General features: G+C 69.8%; 19 protein-coding genes. 8 read left to right on the top strand and 11 right to left on the bottom strand.

The window, feature by feature from the left end; genetic code table 11:
* Positions 1–295: 295 nt before the first annotated feature.
* The 4 genes from ACFVUT_RS23630 to pdhA form a co-directional block, all read right to left on the bottom strand.
* Positions 296–1,144, bottom strand: coding sequence for an NTP transferase domain-containing protein (locus ACFVUT_RS23630; protein ID WP_389650514.1), 849 nt, complete (start codon positions 1,142–1,144; stop codon positions 296–298).
* Between the two features lie 102 nt (positions 1,145–1,246).
* Positions 1,247–2,812 (bottom strand): dihydrolipoamide acetyltransferase family protein, encoded by a 1,566-nt coding sequence (locus ACFVUT_RS23625; RefSeq protein ID WP_389650516.1) that lies wholly within the window; start codon positions 2,810–2,812, stop codon positions 1,247–1,249.
* Entirely contained in the window at positions 2,812–3,843 is a 1,032-nt protein-coding gene (locus ACFVUT_RS23620) for an alpha-ketoacid dehydrogenase subunit beta (protein WP_389650519.1), read from the bottom strand. Before ACFVUT_RS23620 ends, ACFVUT_RS23625 begins: the two co-directional genes overlap by 1 nt.
* Positions 3,840–5,003 carry a pyruvate dehydrogenase (acetyl-transferring) E1 component subunit alpha gene (gene pdhA, locus ACFVUT_RS23615; RefSeq protein ID WP_389650522.1) on the bottom strand — a complete coding sequence of 388 codons (1,164 nt, stop codon included), beginning with the start codon at positions 5,001–5,003 and terminating at the stop codon, positions 3,840–3,842. The genes ACFVUT_RS23620 and pdhA overlap by 4 nt, the downstream gene beginning before the upstream one ends.
* Positions 5,004–5,268: 265 nt before the next feature.
* On the opposite strand from pdhA, the gene ACFVUT_RS23610 reads away from it, so the two are divergent.
* Complete coding sequence (locus tag ACFVUT_RS23610) at positions 5,269–5,775, top strand: Lrp/AsnC family transcriptional regulator (protein ID WP_389651024.1); 507 nt, start codon at positions 5,269–5,271, stop codon at positions 5,773–5,775.
* A gap of 168 nt (positions 5,776–5,943) precedes the next feature.
* Here the strand turns inward: ACFVUT_RS23610 and ACFVUT_RS23605 are convergent, their stop codons facing one another.
* On the bottom strand, positions 5,944–6,537 hold the full coding sequence (locus ACFVUT_RS23605) for a TetR/AcrR family transcriptional regulator (RefSeq protein WP_389650525.1): 594 nt from the start codon (positions 6,535–6,537) through the stop codon (positions 5,944–5,946).
* Positions 6,538–6,660: 123 nt separating this feature from the next.
* On the opposite strand from ACFVUT_RS23605, the gene paaN reads away from it, so the two are divergent.
* Positions 6,661–8,361, top strand: a complete 1,701-nt coding sequence (paaN, locus tag ACFVUT_RS23600) for a phenylacetic acid degradation protein PaaN (RefSeq protein ID WP_389650528.1) — start codon at positions 6,661–6,663, stop codon at positions 8,359–8,361.
* A 229-nt stretch (positions 8,362–8,590) separates the two neighbouring features.
* On the opposite strand, the gene ACFVUT_RS23595 is transcribed toward paaN, so the two are convergent.
* The 3 genes from ACFVUT_RS23595 to ACFVUT_RS23585 form a co-directional block, all read right to left on the bottom strand.
* The gene (locus ACFVUT_RS23595) at positions 8,591–9,331 is read right to left on the bottom strand and encodes a TrmH family RNA methyltransferase (RefSeq protein ID WP_389651027.1); all 741 of its coding nucleotides are present in this window, start codon (positions 9,329–9,331) and stop codon (positions 8,591–8,593) included.
* Between the two features lie 77 nt (positions 9,332–9,408).
* Positions 9,409–10,755 (bottom strand): HTTM domain-containing protein, encoded by a 1,347-nt coding sequence (locus ACFVUT_RS23590; protein ID WP_389650530.1) that lies wholly within the window; start codon positions 10,753–10,755, stop codon positions 9,409–9,411.
* Positions 10,752–11,606: a DUF5819 family protein gene (locus tag ACFVUT_RS23585; protein WP_389651030.1), complete on the bottom strand. Its 855-nt coding sequence runs from the start codon at positions 11,604–11,606 to the stop codon at positions 10,752–10,754. Before ACFVUT_RS23585 ends, ACFVUT_RS23590 begins: the two co-directional genes overlap by 4 nt.
* 119 nt (positions 11,607–11,725) lie before the next feature.
* Between ACFVUT_RS23585 and paaA the strand changes: the two genes are divergently transcribed.
* From paaA to ACFVUT_RS23555, 6 genes are all read left to right on the top strand, one after another.
* Complete coding sequence (gene paaA, locus ACFVUT_RS23580) at positions 11,726–12,730, top strand: 1,2-phenylacetyl-CoA epoxidase subunit PaaA (RefSeq protein WP_389650532.1); 1,005 nt, start codon at positions 11,726–11,728, stop codon at positions 12,728–12,730.
* Positions 12,727–13,017 carry a 1,2-phenylacetyl-CoA epoxidase subunit PaaB gene (gene paaB / locus ACFVUT_RS23575; RefSeq protein ID WP_093548044.1) on the top strand — a complete coding sequence of 97 codons (291 nt, stop codon included), beginning with the start codon at positions 12,727–12,729 and terminating at the stop codon, positions 13,015–13,017. Before paaA ends, paaB begins: the two co-directional genes overlap by 4 nt.
* Entirely contained in the window at positions 13,014–13,715 is a 702-nt protein-coding gene (paaC, locus tag ACFVUT_RS23570) for a 1,2-phenylacetyl-CoA epoxidase subunit PaaC (RefSeq protein WP_389650535.1), read from the top strand. The genes paaB and paaC overlap by 4 nt, the downstream gene beginning before the upstream one ends.
* Positions 13,709–14,215 carry a 1,2-phenylacetyl-CoA epoxidase subunit PaaD gene (gene paaD / locus ACFVUT_RS23565; protein ID WP_389650537.1) on the top strand — a complete coding sequence of 169 codons (507 nt, stop codon included), beginning with the start codon at positions 13,709–13,711 and terminating at the stop codon, positions 14,213–14,215. The genes paaC and paaD overlap by 7 nt, the downstream gene beginning before the upstream one ends.
* Positions 14,216–15,274, top strand: a complete 1,059-nt coding sequence (locus ACFVUT_RS23560; protein ID WP_389650540.1) for a 2Fe-2S iron-sulfur cluster-binding protein — start codon at positions 14,216–14,218, stop codon at positions 15,272–15,274.
* Between the two features lie 155 nt (positions 15,275–15,429).
* Positions 15,430–16,641, top strand: a complete 1,212-nt coding sequence (locus ACFVUT_RS23555; RefSeq protein WP_389650543.1) for an acyl-CoA dehydrogenase family protein — start codon at positions 15,430–15,432, stop codon at positions 16,639–16,641.
* 115 nt (positions 16,642–16,756) lie between these two features.
* Here the strand turns inward: ACFVUT_RS23555 and ACFVUT_RS23550 are convergent, their stop codons facing one another.
* Genes ACFVUT_RS23550 through ACFVUT_RS23540 form a run of 3 tightly spaced genes read right to left on the bottom strand, consistent with a single transcriptional unit; the run spans position 16,757 to position 19,644 of the window.
* Positions 16,757–17,101, bottom strand: a complete 345-nt coding sequence (locus tag ACFVUT_RS23550) for a rhodanese-like domain-containing protein (protein WP_389650546.1) — start codon at positions 17,099–17,101, stop codon at positions 16,757–16,759.
* A gap of 46 nt (positions 17,102–17,147) precedes the next feature.
* Positions 17,148–18,134: a J domain-containing protein gene (locus ACFVUT_RS23545; RefSeq protein ID WP_389650549.1), complete on the bottom strand. Its 987-nt coding sequence runs from the start codon at positions 18,132–18,134 to the stop codon at positions 17,148–17,150.
* Between the two features lie 58 nt (positions 18,135–18,192).
* On the bottom strand, positions 18,193–19,644 hold the full coding sequence (locus ACFVUT_RS23540) for a DUF2252 domain-containing protein (protein WP_389650552.1): 1,452 nt from the start codon (positions 19,642–19,644) through the stop codon (positions 18,193–18,195).
* Positions 19,645–19,784: the final 140 nt, after the last annotated feature.

Below are 19,784 nucleotides of genomic sequence, written 5' to 3'. Positions count from 1 at the left end.
CGGTCCGCAGCATGGAGCTGGTCCGCAGCACAGGACTGGCCCGCGGCGCGGAGCTGGTCCGCAGCACGGGACTGATCTGCGGCACGGGACTGGTCCGTGGCCCACGGGCGACGTCCGGAGTGGGGCTCACTCGACGGCTGACGCCCGACCAGGGCAAGAGCCTGTTCAAAGGCCAGGCCCTCCTCGGCGGCCCGCAACTCCTCCGGACTCTGACCTCGATCCGCGGTCGGAGAACTGTCGTTCATCGACGGCACATCAGCCGCGGAAAGCCGGTCGGGCCTGCCGTGATGACCTGTCATTGCGTCTCGTTCTCGTCCGCCCACCGGAGGGCGAGCGCGGCAGCTTTACGGGCGGCCTCGGCCACCGCCTCCGGGCCGTCGCCGTCGCTGCTCGCCTTCGCCGCCGCGTACCCGACCAGGAAGGTCGTCAGTGGCGCGGCGGGCCGGGCGACACCATGAGCTGCGTCACGGGCGAGATCGAGCAGGACGGCGGTGTCGACGTCGAGCTCGATGCCCAGTTCACTCTTGACTGCGGTGATCCATTCGTTCAACACGGTCCCATGCTCTCTGATACGGGCACGGGCCGACGCGATGTCCTCCCAGGTGTCGCAGTCGAAGGAGGCGAAGGGATCAGCCTCCACCCTGGCAAGGTCGAGTTCGTTCGTCAGGAGCCGCAGGGGGAGTCCGGACAGGCCGCCGTGCTCGGCGGCGAGCAGCGCGAGCTCGCGGCGCAGGGGTTCGCCACGGTAGACGGCGACGAGCGGCTGATCGCGGCCGTCCTGATCCGTGCACAGGGCCCCGTCCCGCCGACCGCCACTGGCGGCGGCCAGCAGCGCTCCGACCGTGTTCTCCCCGAGGAACGGGAGATCGGCGGAGAGCACGAGAACCCAGTCCGCGGCGGTGCGCCGTGTGCCGGCGTCGAGCGCCGCCAACGGGCCGCCCCCCTGCGGTTTTTCGCGCGTCCAGGTCACCGCGCGCGTCGTGGGGCGCCGCCCGCCCACCACCACGGTGGTCGAGGCGTCGGCGCAGGCCGTGAGCACCCGGTCGAGCAGCGAACGCCCACCGACCCGGATGCCGGGCTTGTCTGCGCCGCCGAGCCTCTTGGCGGCCCCTCCAGCAAGAACGATGGCGTCGTACGCGGTCATGCATTCGAGTATGCGGGGCACAGCCCCCGTTGATCCTCCCCGGTCGCGAATCCAGTGGATCCACAGGGGGGAGGAAAAACGGGAGCCTGCGGCCGTCTTCGCCTACAACGTGCGCAGCAGCACCGCCGGCTGTTCCACGCAGTCAGCCACATAACGCAGGAATCCGCCCGCCGTACCGCCGTCACAGACCCTGTGGTCGAAGGTCAGCGAGAGCTGGACGACCTGGCGTACGGCCAGCTCGCCCTCATGAACCCACGGCTTGGGCACGATCCGGCCGACCCCCAGCATCGCCGCCTCCGGGTGGTTGATGATCGGGGTCGAACCGTCGACCCCGAACACCCCGTAGTTGTTCAGCGTGAACGTCCCGCCGGTCAGCTCAGCCGGGCTCAGCCTCCCGGCCCGGGCCGCCTCGGTCAGCCGGGTGATCTCGGCCCCGATCGACTCCAGGTTCCGGGCCTGCGCATCCCGGACGACAGGCACGACCAGCCCCCGCTCCGTCTGGGCGGCGAAACCGAGATGGATCTCCGGCAGCCGCACGATCTCCCGCGCCTCCGGATCCACCTGGGAGTTGAGCTCGGGAAACCGGGTCAGCGCAGCGGTACAGATACGTGCCAGCAGTGCGAGCACCGACACCTTGGGCCCGGCGGCCGGGCCACCGGCGCTGTTCATCGCGGACCTGGCCGCCATCAGCTCGGTGGCGTCGGCGTCGACCCAGCACGTGGCATCGGGGATCTCCTGCCGACTGCGCGCCAACTTGTCGGCGACCGCACCCCGCACACCGCGCAGCGGAATCCGCTCCGCGGTCGGACTCGCACCCCTCTGCGCCACCGCCGGCCGCACCGGAGACGACGAAGTCACTACCGAAACGGGCTCCGGCGCCGAGGCCGCGGTCGAGGCCGGCACGGAAGCCGCCGCCCCCTCCGCCAGCGCCCTGATCGCGGATTCGACATCCGCCCGCAGGATCAGCCCGTCGGGCCCTGAACCGACCAGGTGTCGCAGATCGAGATCATGCTGCCGCGCCAGTCTCCGCACCAGCGGGGAGACGACGGCCACCGGGCCCTGCGTGGGGTCCGGACCGATCTCGGACGCCGGAGCCACACCCGTCACCTGCGCGGCAACAGACGTCGCCGTCTCCTCGGGACGGACCCTTCTTCGGCGCGCCACCGGCGCGCCCGTCCCGTACCCGACCAGTACATTGCCGGACGCCTCCGCCTCTCCGACCGCGGAACCCGTCCCACCGGAACCTGTCCCACCAGTACGTGGCCCACCGGAACCACCGCCGGAACCGCCGCGCGCCCCCCCGACCGATACCACCGCCCCGGTACCCACACCCGACCCCGCACCCGCCCCCGAGCCCGAGCCCGAAGCCGAACCCACCCCCGCGCCCGTACCCACCGGACTCGCGGCCTCCAAGGTTCCCTCGGATCCCACCGCCACCGTCAGAAGTGGTGCTCCGACAGGAAGTTCCGTACCCTCCTCGCCGAACCGCGCGGTCACCACGCCCCCGTACGGGCACGGCACCTCCACCATCGCCTTGGCCGTCTCGACCTCGACGACCGGCTGGTCGATGGCGACGACGTCGCCGACCTCCACCAGCCAGCGCACGATCTCCACCTCGGTGAGCCCCTCGCCGAGATCCGGCAGCCTGAATTCGCACACCTGGGGCATCAGCTCTCCGCCTCCCACTGCAAGCGGGCGACCGCGTCGAGCACCCGGTCCACGCCCGGCAGATGGTGCCGCTCCTGCATCGGCGGCGGATAGGGAATGTCGAACCCGGTAACCCGCAGCACCGGCGCCTCCAGATGGTGGAAGCAGCGCTCGGTGACCCGGGCCGCGATCTCGCCGCCCGGACCTCCGAAACCGGAGGACTCATGGACGACGACGGCGCGTCCCGTGCGCCGCACCGAAGCGGAGACGGTCTCGTCATCGAAAGGCACCAGCGAGCGCAGGTCGACGACTTCGAGGTCCCATCCCTCTTCAACGGCTGCTTCCGCAGCCTCCATGCAGACAGGCAGCGACGGCCCGTACGTGATCAGCGTCGCACTGCGCCCCGGCCGTCGGACGACGGCCCGTCCGATGGGCTCCACGGCCACCGGCGCGTCCGGCGACCAGTCCGCCTTGGACCAGTAGAGGCGCTTCGGCTCCAGGAAGACCACAGGATCGTCGGACGCGATCGACGCCCTCAGCAGTCCGTACGCGTCCTCGACCGTGGCCGGGGTGACGACGTGGAGGCCGGGCGTCGCCATGTAGTACACCTCCGAGGAGTCGCTGTGATGCTCGACCCCGCCGATCCCACCGCCGAACGGCACCCGGACCGTGATCGGCAACGGCATGGCGCCGGCTGTCCGGTTCCGCATCTTGGCCACATGGCTGAGCAGCTGCTCGAACGCCGGATAGGCAAAGGCGTCGAACTGCATCTCCACCACGGGCCGCAGCCCGTACATCGCCATGCCGACGGCCGTGCCGAGGATGCCCGCCTCCGCCAGCGGGGTGTCCGTGCAACGGTCCTCGCCGAACTCCTTCGTCAGACCGTCGGTGATCCGGAACACCCCACCGAGCGTGCCGACGTCCTCGCCGAGAACGTGCACCGTCGAGTCCTCGGCCATCGAGTCGCGAAGCGCCCGGCCGAGGGCCTGCGCCATGGTGGCGGGTCTGGCCTTCGCCGTCCGCTCTCCGGCCGGTGCCGCCGCGGTGGTCATCGCCCCTCCTTCACGTCATTGTGTCCGTGCCGGTCCTGCTCGGCCTGCAGCTCGACACGCAACCGGGCCGCCTGCTCCCGCAGTTGCGTGGTCTGTTCCGCGTAGACATGAGCGAAGAGAGCCATCGGGTCCAGCACCGGATCGGCGTTCATGCGCTCGCGCAGAGCCGCGGCCATCCGATCCGCGTCCGCGCGCGCCTCCGCGATCCCGTCGTCGCCGAGCAGACCCCGACCGGTCAGCTCCCGCTCCAGGAGCTGGATCGGGTCATGCGCGCGCCACGCGTCCACTTCACTGTCGCCGCGATAGCGCGTGGCGTCGTCGGCATTCGTATGGGCGTCCATGCGGTACGTCACCGCCTCGACGAGCGTGGGACCGCCACCGCTTCGCGCCCGTGCCACCGCGTCACCGAGGACCTGATGCACGGCGGCCGCGTCATTGCCGTCCACGAGCCGGCCCGGCATCCCGTACCCCACGGCCTTGTGCGCCAGGGACGGAGCGGCGGTCTGCTTCGCCAGCGGTACGGAGATCGCGAAGCCGTTGTTCTGTACGAGGAAGACGACCGGTGCCCGCCAGACGGCCGCGAAATTCAGCGCCTCGTGGAAATCGCCCTCGCTGGTCCCGCCATCACCGACCATGGCCAGCGCCACCACGTCGTCACCCTTGAGACGCGCCGCGTGTGCCAGGCCCACCGCGTGCGGCAGCTGCGTGGCGAGAGGGGTGCAGAGCGGAGCGATGCGGTGCTCACGCGGGTCGTAACCCGTGTGCCGGTCGCCGCGGAGCAGCGTCAGTGCCTCGACCGGATCCAGGCCACGCGCCACGGCGGCCAACGTGTCGCGATAGCTGGGAAAGAGCCAATCCCGCTCCTCCAGCACCAGTGCGGCCGCTATCTCGCAGGCCTCCTGCCCCGTGCTCGACGGGTAGACGGCGAGCCGGCCCTGCTTCGTGAGAGCGGTGGCCTGTGCGTTGTACCGCCGACCGCGCACCAGCTCCGTGTAGAGCCGCAGCAGCAGCTCGGGGTCGGCATCGGCCACGGCGTCCGTACCCAGCACGCGGTACGGCTCAGGGTCCGGGAGCAGCGGCGCAGGATCGGTGAGCGGCTTCCAGGCCGGGGGCGGCGTGGGCCGGTAAGCAGCCGCGCCGGGCAGCTCTTGGACCGTCATGACAAGCACCTCCTGGCATCGAGGGGTTTTCGAGCGGCGTCCCACGACATCGGAGGGTGACCCGATGCCGAGAGGGTTCGAAATACATCGAAATGTCGAGCACGGTTCGAGACGCGAATGTGGTGTGCCTCACCTACCGATTGTTCGGTCGCGGACGCATTTTGGCTACAGGCACCCTCAGCCTGTGGACAAACGGTTCTCCACAGCCTGGGATGGGCACAGGTCGTCCAGGACAGGGAGGCGCGGGCACATGTCAGCTGAACAAATGGCCGACGGGGGCGAGGAACCCGCACGGCAACCGCCCGCGCGCCCCCTCGACGCCATCGACCGCGACATCCTGCGACTGCTCCAGACGGACGGCCGCGCCTCGATACGGTCGGTGGCCGATCGCGTCCATGTGTCCCGGGCCAACGCCTATGCCCGTATCAACCGGCTCATCGACGACGGAGTGATCCGAGGTTTCAGCGCGCGCGTGGACCACGAGCGGGCGGGTCAGGGTGCCTCCGCGTACATCACGCTCAAAATCGTCCAGAACTCCTGGCGCACGGTGCGCGAGCAGCTTGAGGCACTTCCCGGGGCCACACACATCGCGCTGGTCAGCGGCGACTTCGATGTCCTCTTGCTGGTGCACACCCCGGACAACCGGTCGCTGCGCGAACTGGTCCTGACCAAGATCCAGGCCATCCCCGAGGTGCTCTCCACCCGCACGCTTCTGGTGTTCGAGGAAACGGATCTGGCCCCGGGCCCGGCCAGACCCACGGAGCTGGCCTGACGGCCCCAGGCAGAAGAAGACGGCCAGAAGGCGACCAGTGGCACGAACCAACAGCTCGACGGATCGGCCCACCTCCACGCCTCACGGCTCAGCGGCTCAACGGCTGAGCGGCTCAGCGGCTCAACGGCTGAGCGGCTCAGCGGCTCAGCGGCTCAGCGGCTCAGCGGCTCAGCGGCTGGACCGCATCCCCTCGAAAGCCACCGTGACAAGCGTGTCCGCCAGCCGCTCCCCGTCGACACCGCCATCCGGTTGCGGCCGGTACCACTCCACCAGGGAGTTGACCATCCCGAAGAGCAGCCGGGTCACCAGCCGTATGTCCACGTCGGAGCGGAGATCGCCGTCCGCTACCGCCGCCCGCAGCAGATCGGTCACGCGGTGGTCGAAATCGCGCCGCCGCTCCAGGGCCCAGCGCTCGGTCTTCGTGTTGCCCCGCACGCGCAGCAGCAGAGTGACGTAGGGCAGCTCGGCTATCAGCACATCGACGGTGCGGCGGGTCACATACTCGACCTGCTCGATCGCGCGCCCCTGCGCCGCCCCCGGCTCGTCGAGAATCCCGAAGAGCCCGTCCAGCGCCCGGCTGACCGCACGGCGGAGCAGTTCCTCCTTGCCCGCGACATGGTGATAGATGGACGACTTGGAGATGCCCGCCGCTTTGGAAAGGTGTTCCATGGACGTGCCGTCATAGCCGCGCTCGTTGAAGACACGGACGGCGACGGTGAGCAGGGTCTCCGGGGTGTACGTGTCCCGCTTGGCCGTGGTCATGTCCGCGATCCTCCCCTACGAGTTGTCCACAGGTTTGGCGGGCCCCCTTGTCCCGACCGATCGTTCGGTTACTCTAACTCTGTCCGCCCGTCCCTGCCCAGCTCGATGAGGAGTTGGTCCGTCATGGCCGCCGAGCTCTCCCCACACCTGCTGTCCGAGAAGCACCGCCCCACGCTCGACCAGGCCCTCGACGCGATCCGTACGCGCGCCTACTGGTCCCCGCACCCCGAGCATCCGAAGGCGTACGGCGAGGGCGGCGCCCCTGGCAGCCTCAGCATCGCCGAGGGCAAGGCCGCCTTCGACGCCGTCCTGCACACCCGGCTCGACCTCGACCAGCCGGGCACCGACGGCTGGACGGGCACGGAAACCTCTCCGTACGGTCCGGAGCTGGGTGTCGAATATCCGCACGCCGACCTGGACATCCTGCTTCCGGCCATGCGCGCGGGGATGGCCGCCTGGCGTGCGGCAGGCCCGGAGACGAGGGCCCTGGTCTGCCTGGAGATCCTTGCGCGGATCAACGCCAGGACCCATGAGTTCGGCCACGCCGTGATGCACACCAGCGGTCAGGCGTACATGATGGCGTTCCAGGCGGGCGGCCCACACGCCCAGGACCGCGGCCTCGAAGCGGTGGCATATGCGTACAAGGAGCAGATCCGCACTCCGCAGAGCGCCGACTGGTCCAAGCCCCAAGGCAAGCGCGACCCGCTCCGGCTGCACAAGTCGTTCACCGCGGCGCCCCGCGGGATCTCACTCCTGATCGGCTGCAACACGTTCCCCACGTGGAACGGCTATCCAGGGCTCTTCGCCTCCCTGGCCACCGGCAATCCCGTCCTGGTCAAGCCGCACCCGCGCGCCGTGCTTCCGCTCGCGCTCACGGTGCAGCTGGCCCGCGAGGTGCTCGTCGAGGCGGGCTTCGACGCCAACCTGGTCGCCCTGGCCGCCGAACGGCCGGGGGAAGGCATCGCGAAGACCCTCGCCGTGCGCCCCGAGATCAAGATCATCGATTACACCGGCTCCACCGCCTTCGGTGACTGGCTGGAGGCCAACGCGCTCCAAGCCCAGGTCTACACGGAAAAAGCCGGAGTCAACACCATCGTCCTCGACTCCACCGACAACTACCGGGGCATGCTCGCCAACCTGGCGTTCTCCCTCTCCCTGTACAGCGGCCAGATGTGCACCACCCCGCAGAACCTGCTGATCCCCCGGGACGGCATCACAACCGATGCGGGCGACAAGACGTACGACGAAGTCGTCGACGACATCGCTACCGCGGTCAACGGACTGCTGGGCGACGACGCCCGGGCGAACGCACTGCTCGGAGCCCTGGTGAACCCCGACGTGAAGGCCCGCCTGGAGGCTGCTGGGGAGCTGGGCGACGTAGCCCTTCCCTCACGGAACGTGGCCAATCCGGAATTCCCCGACGCCGTGGTCCGTACCCCCACCGTCGTCAAACTGGACGGCGCCAAGCCCGACGACGAGGAGCACTTCCTGACGGAGTGCTTCGGACCGGTCTCCTTCGCGGTGGCGGTCGACTCGACGGCCGACGCCGTGGAACTGCTTCGCCGCACGGTTCGCGACATGGGCGCGATGACGGTAGGCGCGTACACCACCTCATCGGAGGTGGAGAGCGCGGTGGAGGACGTCTGCCTGGAGGAGTCGGCCCAGCTCTCGCTGAACCTGACCGGTGGGGTGTACGTCAACCAGACCGCGGCGTTCTCCGACTTCCACGGCTCCGGCGGCAACCCGGCAGCGAACGCGGCGCTGTGTGACGGAGCTTTCGTGGCAAACCGCTTCCGTGTGGTGGAAGTGCGCCGCCAGGCGTAACCCTCCGCCCCCGCCCCAGGGCCCCTCCAGCCTCTCCGGCGTTCGACGAGGAGAGGGGTCCTGGGCTGGCCCCTCCGGCCAGGCAAAGGAGGGAAGGAATCGGCCCGCGACTGCCCAGGGCCAAGCCCTCCGGCCGGTCAGGCAAGGGGCAGGAGGGGTGACGGGTCTGCGGCAGGCGGCCCAAGCCCATCCCACCCCCACGCCCCCCATCCCCACCTCGCCACGCGTGTCAGAACCCCGGCAGACCCCCGGGTCCGGACCCGACCGACTCCGGAATCTCCGCATCCGGAATCTCCGCATAACGCTGCACCCACGCGTGCATGGCGATCGCAGCAGCGGCCCCCGCGTTGATCGACCGCGTCGATCCGAACTGCGCGATGGAGCACACCATCGCCGCGTGCTTGCGGGCCTCCTCGGTCAGTCCGGGCCCCTCCTGCCCGAAGAGCAGCACACACCGGCGCGGCAGCTCAGTCCGCTCCAGCGGCACCGCTCCCGGCAGATTGTCGATCCCGATGATCGGCAGCCCCTCCGCCGCCGCCCACGCGGTCAGCGAATCCGTGTCGGGGTGGTGACGCACATGCTGGTACCGGTCGGTGACCATCGCACCGCGCCGATTCCAGCGCCGCCGGCCCACAATGTGGATCTCCTTGGCAAGGAAGGCGTTCGCGGTGCGCACCACAGAGCCGATATTGAAGTCGTGGCCCCAGTTCTCGACCGCCACATGGAAGTCGTGCCGCCGCAGGTCCAGATCGGCGACGATCGCCTCGCGCGTCCAGTACCGGTAGACGTCGCCCACATTGCGCCGGTCGCCGTGCGCCAACAACTCGGGGTCGTACCGATCGCCCACCGGCCAGGGAAGCGGATGCGGCCCGACCCCGACCTCCGTCCCGAATCCGTCGTCGTACTGCGTGGGCTCCGCCGCCGTACCGGGCTCTGCCGCCGATGCGGACCCGACGGACGGCTCATGCACGGACGAGTCCTCGATCAACGATCCACTGCCGGTACCGGCGGTACTGCCTGTGCTGCCACTGCTGCCGCTCTCACTACTCACCCGACGAGCGTATGGCCCGCGTCGCCGCTGTGCTGCAGGGCCTCCTCGTCATCGACCGGACGCCGCTGCCCCGGCACCTTGCCCCTGCGCGAGAACAGCAGCTCCCGTCCGAGGGTGACCCGGCCAGCGAGCCACACCAGGAAAACGGTGGGCAGGAAGACGGAGTCAGCGGCGATCATCGCCATCGAGAAGAAAGGCAGCCCGAGCAGCAGGGCGATGCCGGCGTGCTCGCACATCATGGCGACGAGCAGGATGTTCTTGACCCGCCGGTTGAACAGGGCGAACGGGAAGGCGACCTGGACGATGACCGTGCCGTACGTCAGCAGCATCACGATGACCCCGCTGGACGCGAGGACCTCCGACAGGCCGGGCCAGGGCGTGAAGTAGTCGAGGTTGAGCGGGTAGTACAGCGCGGTGCCGTCCTGCCACCGCGATCCCTGGATCTTGTACCACCCCGCCGTCGCGTAGATCAGACAGACTTCGGCCATGATCACGACGAGGGTCGCGTTGTGGGCCAGATTGGCGACGACATCGAGGAGGGTGCGCGCTTCGCTGTTCGGCGCGTAGCGGTTCACAGCCCACCAGGCACCCTGGCCGACCCAGAGGATCCAGAAGAGCACCGGCAACCACCGGGTGCCGCCGAGATCGTCCGTGACGGTGGCCGAGATCAGAACCAGGCCGAGGACCAGCCAGAGAATCGGGCCGGCCGCGTTCCCCCGCACCCGCGCCGAACGTCGAGAGCCCTCGCCTTCCGCGACAGCCTCCGACACCGCATCCGCACCCGAAACCGCGCCCGACATCACATCCGCATCCGTATGCGCGCCCTCGTCCGCCGGACGGCCCGCACAGGCCGAGCGCGCCGCCCGAGCCGCGCGCCGCGCGTCCAAGGACCAGACCTGCCCGCAGCGCGTCAGCACGAGATAGATCGCCATCAGGTGGATGACGTTGTCGCCGCCGTCGCCCAAGAAGATGCTGCGGTTCTGCAGGGAGAGCACACCGGCCATGAAGAGAACCGACACGGCGCGGGTGTGCCAGCCGACCATCAACAGCGCGGCGGAGAGCAGCGCCACCGCGTACACGATCTCGAACCAGACCGTGCTGTCCGACCACATGAGTGTGGTGAAGGCTTGATTGCCCGATATGAGCTGCTGCGCCATGTCCCAGCGCCAGGGGGCGTCAGGCCCGTACAACTCGTGGCGGTGCGGCAGTTCGCGCAATAGGAACAGCAGATAGGTCGCGGAGAAACCGATCCGGATGACGGCGCTCTGGTACGGGCCCAGGGCCGAGGAAGTGATGCGCTGGATACCACGGGCGAGCTTGCGGTCGAAGGTGAACGTACTCACTTGTCCGTCCCCTCGGCGTTCTCGGGAAGGTCTGCGGAGGTTATGGTCCACCACGGCAGCACCCGGTAGGACGGCTTCGTGCCGATCTTCTCGTCGCTCCACGCGGGCGCCGCGATGGACCGCACCTCGGATCGGATCTGGATGCGCTCGACGGTGCCGCCGTAGTCGTGTTCGCGGAGGCGCAGCATCGCGATGCGGCGGATGTAGCGCTCGGAGAGCTCGCCCCGCAGGCCGTTCGCCCGGTCCTCGTTGTCGTGGGAATTGAGATAGAAGTCCCAGCCGCGACGGAGCTCGTTCTGATGGATGTGGCTGGGGATCGGATTGCCGCGTATCGCCTTGCCGTCCTCAGCGGAAAGGCTCATCCAGGCAGTGGTGTGGCGACCGTCGTCGCCGGCTATCTCGGCTCGCACGTGAATGGCCACGTTCTGCTGAAGCGGGTTCGGGGCGAAGAGCTTCCAGTTCTGTTCGAACTCGGGATAGATCCAGTCGTCGACCGCTTCACCATGCTGCTTGGTCAGCGTGTTCGAGGGAGCGACGTGCAGAAACACCATGGCCAGCTGAGCGCAGGCGACCAGCCCGATCACCGACAGCGCGATCGCGGCGACAACCTGGTACGGAAGTGACAGGGCGGCCATGCCGCCGCGTGGCCCCGGCTCCGGCCGGATCCCGGACAGCGCGTCCTCCTGCGGCCCTGCCCCGGGCCGAGTTCCCTGACCGGCTCCGGACGCCTCTTCGTGCCGCCCCGCCTCGGGCCGAGCCCCCTCACCGGCCAGGGACAACGTCTCCTCGTACTGCCCGGGCTCCGGCCCGTTGCCCCCGCTCCCCACGCCCCTGTCGTCGTACGAATCCATCCCGCCCCGTCCCCCGTCGATCCCCGGTGAGTTATCCACAGGGTTGACACCCTACGGGCCACCGACTCACCATTGAAGACATTGAACCGAACGATCGGTCGGTCGGTAGGGAGTCCGGGATGACGGCAGTGACTGCGGACCAGACGGCGCAGGCAGGAGAAGGCAGGTCCGAAGGGCTGGAGGAGGCTCTGCAGGCAGCCTTCGATGCCGCGGTGGCGGCGGACGAGCGCATCGAGCCGCGCGACTGGATGCCCGATGCGTACCGCGCCTCGCTCGTCAGGCAAATGGCCCAGCACGCCCACTCCGAAATCATCGGTATGCAGCCGGAGGCCAACTGGATCTCGCGAGCGCCCTCACTGCGCCGCAAGGCGATCCTGATGGCCAAGGTGCAGGACGAAGCCGGACACGGCCTCTATCTGTACAGCGCCGCGGAGACCTTGGGCACCGGCCGCGAGGAGCTGCTCGACAAGCTCCATGCCGGCCGTCAGAGATATTCGTCGATCTTCAATTACCCGACGCTGACCTGGGCGGATGTCGGCGCGATCGGCTGGCTCGTGGACGGCGCCGCGATCACCAACCAGGTCCCGCTCTGCCGCTGCTCCTACGGCCCGTACGCCCGCGCGATGGTGCGTATCTGCAAGGAGGAGTCCTTCCATCAGCGCCAGGGTTACGAACTGCTGCTCACCCTCAGCCGCGGCACCCCGGCGCAGCACGAGATGGCTCAGGACGCGGTGAACCGCTGGTGGTGGCCGTCCCTGATGATGTTCGGTCCGCCGGACGACGCATCGGCCCACTCGGCCCAGTCGATGGCCTGGAAGATCAAGCGGCACTCCAACGACGAGCTGCGGCAGCGCTTCGTGGACATCTGTGTCCCGCAGGCCGCGGCTCTGGGACTCACCCTCCCGGACCCGGATCTCCGGTGGAACGAGGAGCGGGGACAGCACGACTTCGGGGTGATCGACTGGCAGGAGTTCCAGGAGGTCCTCAAAGGCAACGGCCCGTGCAACGAGCAGCGCCTCAGCCGGCGCCGCCGGGCGCACGAGGAGGGCTCCTGGGTGCGGGACGCGGCGGTTGCCTACGCCGAGAAGCACATACCCACACGAGACGGGGAGGCGACAGCATGAGCAGCTCGACCGAATGGCCGCTGTGGGAGGTGTTCGTGCGTTCGCGCCGCGGTCTGTCCCACACACACGCGGGCAGCCTGCACGCCCCGGACGCCGAAATGGCCCTGCGCAACGCGCGCGATCTGTACACGCGTCGTTCCGAGGGCGTCTCCATCTGGGTCGTCCCGTCCGCACAGGTCACCGCCTCCTCTCCGGACGAGAAGGACTCCTTCTTCGAACCGGCCGGTGACAAGCCGTACCGGCACCCGACGTTCTACGAGATCCCGGAAGGGGTGAAGCACCTGTGACCGCGGCCCTCGCCCTGGGCGACGACGCGCTGGTTCTCTCGCACCGGCTGGGGGAGTGGGCGGGCCACGCCCCCGTGCTGGAAGAGGAAGTGGCCCTGGCCAACATCGCCCTGGACCTGTTGGGGCAGGCCCGGGTGCTGCTCTCCCTCGTCGGCGACGAGGACGAGCTGGCGTACCTGCGAGAAGAGCGCGCTTTCCGCAACGTCCAACTGGTCGAGCAGCCGAACGGCGACTTCGCCCACACCATCGCCCGCCAGCTCTACTTCTCCACCTACCAACGGCTGCTCCACGACCAGCTGGCGGCCGGCGAGAGCCCCTTCGCCGCGCTGGCGGCGAAGGCGGTCAAGGAGGTCGCCTACCACCAGGACCACGCGGAGCAGTGGACGCTTCGGCTCGGCGACGGCACGGCGGAGAGCCATGAGCGGATGCAGCGCGGAGCCGACGCCCTGTGGCGGTTCACCGGCGAGCTCTTCCAGCCCGTCGAGGGCGTGGAAATCGACTGGCAGTCGCTGCACGGCGGCTGGCTGGAGTCCGTCACCGCGGTGCTGGAGCAGGCCACGCTGACCGTGCCCGCCGGCCCGCAGTCCGGAGCGTGGACAGCGGGCGCGGGACGCCAAGGCATCCACACCGAGCCCTTCGGCCGGATGATCGCCGAAATGCAGCACCTGCATCGCAGCCACCCGGGGGCGTCATGGTGACCGAAACACTCCTGGAGCAGGAGCTGCACCGGCTGGCGGGCTCCGTGCCCGATCCCGAACTGCCCGTGCTGACCCTGGACGAGCTGGGGGTGCTCCGCGGCGTTGACGTAAGCGGGCCCGGCAGGGTCACCGTTCGCCTCACCCCGACCTACACCGGCTGCCCGGCGATCGAGGCCATGTCCGCCGACATCGAGCGGGTACTGCACGGCCACGGGATGACGGACGTCTCCGTGATCACCGTGCTCTCGCCGCCCTGGTCCACGGACGACATCACCGCGGAAGGACGCCGCAAACTGGCCGAGTTCGGTATCGCTCCTCCGCGCCCGCACGCCGCCACGGCTCCCGCGGGCGGCCCGGTGCCGCTCACGCTCTCCGTCCGCTGCCCGCACTGCGGCTCGACCGATACGGAGCTGCTGAGCCGGTTCTCCTCCACTGCGTGCAAGGCCCTGCGCCGCTGCGTGACATGCCGCGAACCGTTCGACCACTTCAAGGAGTTGTAGATGTTCCATCCGCTCCGGGTCCGCGCGATCGAACGGCTCACGGACGATTCGGTGGCCGTCACCCTGGCCGTGCCGGCCGAGCTGCGCGCGACCTTCCACCACGAGCCCGGCCAGCACCTCAATGTGCGCTACAGCGTCGACGGCGAGGAGATCCGCCGCTCTTACTCGATCTGTTCGCCGGCCACCGAGGGATCGGCGGATCCGCTGCTGCGGGTGGGGATTCGGCTCGTCGACGGCGGCGCGTTCTCCACGTACGCGCTGAAGGAACTCGCCGTCGGTGACCTGGTCGAGGCGATGCCCCCGATGGGCCGCTTCGTACTCACGCCCCGCCCCGGGCGTTTCGCGGCGATCGTCGGAGGCAGCGGGATCACACCGGTGCTGTCGATCGCGGCGACGCTGCTGGCACGGGAACCCGACGCCGGCTTCTGCCTGATCCGCAGCGACCGGACAGCGGCGTCGACGATGTTCCTGGACGAGGTCGCCGACCTCAAGGACCGTTTTCCGGACCGGTTCCAGTTGGTCACGGTGCTCTCCCGGGAAGAACAGCAGGCAGGCCTCCCGTCCGGCCGGCTGGACGAGGACCGGCTCAGCGAGCTGCTGCCCGCGCTGCTACCAGTGGCGGAGGTGGACGGCTGGTATCTGTGCGGCCCGTTCGGACTGGTCCAGGCGGCCGAACGCTCACTGCACGGCTTGGGCGTCGACCGGATCCGTATCCACCAGGAGATCTTCCATGTGGACGAAAGCCCGAGCACACCCGCCCGCGCGCGGGCCGAAACGCCTGCCCACAGCAGTCTCACCGCGACCTTGGACGGCCGTTCCGGCACTTGGCCGGTAGAGGAGGGCGAATCGCTGCTGGAGACCGTGCTGCGCAGCCGCTCCGACGCGCCGTACGCCTGCAAGGGAGGTGTGTGCGGGACCTGCCGGGCATTCCTGGTCTCGGGAGAGGTGCGCATGGACCGCAACTTCGCACTGGAGCCCGAGGAGACAGGCGCCGGCTATGTGCTGGCGTGCCAGTCGCATCCAGTCACCCCGGAGGTGGAACTCGACTTCGACCGCTGACCGCGCCCCGCTCCACCTGCCCCGCACCCCCTGCGCTCGTTCCCTCCCTGCCCCTCCCGCCCCGCCCCTCCTGTTCCTTTCTCGTAGAACCTGTTCTATCTTGACGGCCCGTCAGATCTGTTCAGGGGAGCAGCGGTTCGCGGGAGGTCAGGGCAGTGGACTTCACCTTCACCGAGGAACAACAGGCAGCCGTCGAGGCGGCGAGAGCGGTCTTCTCGGGGGCTGCGCCCGACGGGGTGCCCAGCCCCGCCCTCGTGCCGGGCGCGGTGGCCGATGACATCGACCGCCCTCTGTGGGGCGGGCTCGCCTCAGGCGACCTGCTGAGTCTGATGCTCTCGCCGGAACACGGCGGGGCCGGGCTCGATCTCGTCGCCCTCTGTCTGGTGCTGCGCGAGTCCGCCAAGGTGCTTGCGCGGGTACCGCTGCTGGAGACGTGCGCGGTCGCGATGGTCCTTCAGCGCTACGGTGACGCGGGGCTGGCCGCCGAGTTGCTGCCCCGGGTCGGCCGGGGCGAGCTGGTCCTCACCGTCGGGGCCAACGGCCGCAGTGGCCACGATCCGGCCGAGCTCGCTGTCACCGCCCGCCGTGAAGGCCCCGCACACGGCGCCGGGGCCGGCGAAGGCTCTGGCACGGGGCCTGTCGGCAGCCCCGGAGACGCAGACGGCGATGCCGACGGCTGGGTGCTCGACGGAGTGCAGTCGGGGGTGCCGTGGGCACAGGCCGCGGACTGGATCGCGATTCCCTCCCACACCGGCGGGGGCGGGGCCGCCGTTGCCCTGATACGGCCCACCGACGACGGCGTCACTCTGTCCGAGCAGGTCTCCACCAACGGTGAGCTGTTCGCCGAGATACATCTGAACGCGGTACGAGTCGGCGGCCGGGCGCTGATCGACACCGCCGGGGCCTGGCAGTGGCTGCGTGCCCTGCTCACCACCGGGACCTGTGCGCTCGCACTGGGTCTGGGCGAGGCCGTGCTCGCCATGACGAGCGAATACACCGGCAGACGCGAACAGTTCGGCTTTCCCGTCGCCACCTTCCAGTCCGTCGCCGTACAGGCCGCGGACCGTTACATCGACCTGCGGGCCATGGAAGTGACGCTGTGGCAGGCAGCCTGGCGGATTTCGACCGGGGCCGGCGGTGCACTGCCCGTGGAGGGCGACGTCGCCGTGGCGAAGATCTGGGCGTCGGACGGCGTCCGCCGGGTCGTGCAGACGGCACAGCATCTGCACGGCGGCTTCGGTGCGGACACCGACTACCCGCTGCACCGCTACCACGCCTGGGCGAAGCAGATCGAACTCTCCCTCGGTGCCGCGGCGGCGCACGAGGAGGCGCTGGGCGACCTCCTGGCCGAGCATCTCCTCAGCTGATAGCGAAGCCGCCGCCGGAGCCGACACCCCCGGCTCCCCGGCACCGATCAGGTCCGCGGCCGGGACCGGCCGGGCGGACACCCGAACGCTCCCGCGGCCGAACGGGCACCCGGGCTCAGAGCACGAATGCCGGGCTGCCGTTGTCGGTGACCATCGGACGTCCGGCACCGTCCCAGGCAAGCATCCCGCCGTCGATGTTCACGGCGTCGATGCCCTGCTGCACCAGGTACTGGGTGACCTGGGCCGAACGGCCACCGACCCGGCACATCACATGCAGGCGCCGCCCCTCCTCGGCAGCCTCGGCCAGCTCACCGAAGCGGCTCACGAAGTCACTCATCGGGATGTGCAGGGCACCTTCGACATGCCCGGCCGCCCATTCGTTGTCCTCGCGGACGTCCAGCACAAAGCCGTCCGACGGCACCGCCGCGGCGTCCACCGAGGGCAGCGAGGCGAAATTCATGGGTCATGCCTTCTCTCGTACGTACGCTCCAGAGTCACCTGGAACGCTACTGCACCAGACCCGCCAGCTCCGTCTCACGCCGAGCGACCTCGCCCAGCAACTGCTCGGCGATCTCGTCGAGCAGCCGATCCGGATCGTCGGGCGCCATCCGCAGCATGGCTCCGATCGCGCTCTCCTCCAGCTCCCGGGCGAGCACCGTCAGGAGTTCCTTGCGCTGAGTCAGCCAGTTCAGCCGGGCGTAGAGCTCCTCGCTCTCGCTGAGCTCCGTCTCCGGTACCACCGGTCCCGCAGCCCACTCCTGCGCCAACTCCGTCAGCAGCGCCTCGTCCCCCCGCCCGTAGGCGGCGTTGACGCGGGTGATGAACTCCTCACGGCGTGCCCGCTCCGTCTCGTCCTGTGCCAGATCCGGGTGGGCCTTCCGGGCCAGCTCCCGGTAGAGCTTGCGTGCCTCCTCGGTCGGCCGCACCCGCTTCGGCGGACGGACGGGCTGCTCGGTCAGCATCGCCGCCGCCTCGGGGGACAGTCCGTCCGAGTCGATCCAGTCGTGGAACAGCTCGTCGACGCCCGGCATCGGCATCACGACCGCCCGCGCCTCCTGCGCCTTGCGGAGGTCCTCGGGATCGCCGGTCATGGCGGCCCGGGCCTCCGCGATCTGCGCGTCGAGCTCATCGAGGCGGGTGTACATGGGCCCGAGCTTCTGGTGGTGCAGCCGGGAGAAGTTCTCGACCTCCACCCGGAAGGTCTCCACCGCTATCTCGAACTCGATCAGCGCCTGCTCCGCCGCCCGCACGGCCTTCGCGAGCCGGGCCTCGGGCCGGGTCTCCCCCGCGGTCCCGCCACCGGCCCCGCCGGCCTCGTCGGCAGGCCCGGCGGCGGCACCGGTCTCCGCGTCGGCACCGGCCGGTCCTCCGTACCGCGCGTCCTGCACACGCTGCTCGGAGTGCTCGTGCGGCCGGTCGCTGTCCGGGCGGTGGTTGTCCTGCCGGTCATCGTCGTTCCGGGTGGTCGGCACCCCGGCGGCTTCGTGGGTCACCCGTCCAGCGTATGGCCACCGTGCGCGCCCCGAGGACACGCGGTCGGCACCGTGGCCCTCACACGCCCGGTTCGGCGGCTATCCGCCCCGAACCGATGGCCCGGACCAGCTGTGCGTGATCCGCCTCCGTGCGGTCCGCGTACGTCACCGCGAACGCCGCCACCGCCTCGTCCAGCTCCTCGCTCTTACCGCAGTAGCCCGCGAGCAGTCGCGGATCGGCGCTGTGCGCGTGGGCCCGGGCCAGGAGTGCGCCGGTCATCCGGCCGTAGTCGTCCACCTGGTCGGCCGCCAGTGCCGCCGGATCCACGCTGCCCTTGCGGTTCCTGAACTGCCGCACCTGGAAAGGGCGCCCGTCCACGGTGGCCCACCCGAGCAGAATGTCGCTGACGACCTGCATGCGCTTCTGCCCGAGCACCACCCTGCGCCCCTCGTGTGCCGCCTCCGGCACATCGAACCCGACAGCCGGGAGGTAGGGCGACAGCACGGACCGCCGCGCCTCCTTCACCTGCAGTACCAAGGGCTCACCACGGTGGTCCAGCAGAAGCACCACGTACGACCGCGTGCCGACGCTGCCCGTGCCGACCACCCGGAACGCCACGTCATGGATCGCGTACCGGGCGAGGAGCGGTACGCGATCCTCCGAGATGGTGGCCAGATAGCCGCCGAGTGACGCCGCCACCGCCGCGGCCTCCCCGTCCGGCACCCGCCTCAGCACCGGCGGCGCGTCCACGAAGCGGCGTCCGCCGTCCCCGTGGACCTCGGTGGACTTGGCCGCGAAGCGGGCGCTGGTGTTCTTACGGGCCTTCTCCGAGACCCGCTCCAGGGTGCCGAGCAGATCCCGCGCGTCCGTGTGCGAGACCAACTCCTCGTCCGCGATGGCGTTCCAGGCGTCGAGCGCGGGCAGCTTGGCCAGCAGCCGCATCGTCCGCCGATAGGCACCCACCGTGTCGTACGCCCCCTGTCGACAGGTGCTCTCGTCCGCCCCGGCCTCGCGCCCGGCGAGCACCAATGAGGTGGCGAGGCGCTTGAGGTCCCATTCCCAGGGGCCGAACACGGTCTCGTCAAAATCGTTCAGATCGATGACCAGGCTGCCCCGCGCATCGCCGTACAACCCGAAATTGGCCGCGTGCGCATCGCCGCAGAGTTGGGCGCCCACCCCGCTGACCGGCGTGCCGACCAGGTCATGGGCCATCAGACCGGCCGAACCGCGCAAGAACGCGAACGGCGTCGCCGCCATCCGCCCGACCCGGATCGGGGCGAGATCGGGCACCCTGCCCCGGTTCGACTCCTCCACCGCCCGCACGGCGTCGGGCCGCCCGGCCGGAAGGTCAAGGACGGAGTGGGAAGCCCTGGGCACCCTCTCCCTCAGCGCCTTTCCCGCCTGCCTGGGCGACGGCGATGCCCCCTTGCCCGCCGCAGCCGCCCGGCGCGCGAATCCCGGCACGACCGGAATGCGCGGATCATCCGTCGCAGCCCGCTGAACCGGCACTGTCGCTTCGATTTCACCCATGCCGCGCAGCCTCCCCCGCCTCGCCCTGCGCATCCGGCCCCATGCCCTGTCGCAGATCAATTGCGACGAAGGTACCGCCGCCCGTCAAAAGGCGTCCTCCCCTGTGGAAAACTCACCTCACGGCCTGTGGACAGCAATTC

Source organism: Streptomyces sp. NPDC058051 (assembly GCF_042885475.1).
In the GTDB taxonomy this organism is placed as follows: Bacteria; Actinomycetota; Actinomycetes; order Streptomycetales; family Streptomycetaceae; genus Streptomyces.
This window is presented reverse-complemented; position numbering and strand designations above follow the sequence as displayed.

Excerpts from the sequence above, each read along its gene's own strand:
- ACFVUT_RS23630 (WP_389650514.1), bottom strand. The coding sequence starts at position 1,144 with ATGACCGCGTACGACGCCATCGTTCTTGCTGGAGGGGCCGCCAAGAGG.
- ACFVUT_RS23625 (WP_389650516.1), bottom strand. The coding sequence starts at position 2,812 with ATGCCCCAGGTGTGCGAATTCAGGCTGCCGGATCTCGGCGAGGGGCTC.
- ACFVUT_RS23620 (WP_389650519.1), bottom strand. The coding sequence starts at position 3,843 with ATGACCACCGCGGCGGCACCGGCCGGAGAGCGGACGGCGAAGGCCAGA.
- pdhA (WP_389650522.1), bottom strand. The coding sequence starts at position 5,003 with ATGACGGTCCAAGAGCTGCCCGGCGCGGCTGCTTACCGGCCCACGCCG.
- ACFVUT_RS23610 (WP_389651024.1), top strand. The coding sequence starts at position 5,269 with ATGGCCGACGGGGGCGAGGAACCCGCACGGCAACCGCCCGCGCGCCCC.
- ACFVUT_RS23605 (WP_389650525.1), bottom strand. The coding sequence starts at position 6,537 with ATGACCACGGCCAAGCGGGACACGTACACCCCGGAGACCCTGCTCACC.
- paaN (WP_389650528.1), top strand. The coding sequence starts at position 6,661 with ATGGCCGCCGAGCTCTCCCCACACCTGCTGTCCGAGAAGCACCGCCCC.
- ACFVUT_RS23585 (WP_389651030.1), bottom strand. The coding sequence starts at position 11,606 with ATGGATTCGTACGACGACAGGGGCGTGGGGAGCGGGGGCAACGGGCCG.
- paaA (WP_389650532.1), top strand. The coding sequence starts at position 11,726 with ATGACGGCAGTGACTGCGGACCAGACGGCGCAGGCAGGAGAAGGCAGG.
- paaB (WP_093548044.1), top strand. The coding sequence starts at position 12,727 with ATGAGCAGCTCGACCGAATGGCCGCTGTGGGAGGTGTTCGTGCGTTCG.
- paaD (WP_389650537.1), top strand. The coding sequence starts at position 13,709 with ATGGTGACCGAAACACTCCTGGAGCAGGAGCTGCACCGGCTGGCGGGC.
- ACFVUT_RS23560 (WP_389650540.1), top strand. The coding sequence starts at position 14,216 with ATGTTCCATCCGCTCCGGGTCCGCGCGATCGAACGGCTCACGGACGAT.
- ACFVUT_RS23550 (WP_389650546.1), bottom strand. The coding sequence starts at position 17,101 with ATGAATTTCGCCTCGCTGCCCTCGGTGGACGCCGCGGCGGTGCCGTCG.
- ACFVUT_RS23540 (WP_389650552.1), bottom strand. The coding sequence starts at position 19,644 with ATGGGTGAAATCGAAGCGACAGTGCCGGTTCAGCGGGCTGCGACGGAT.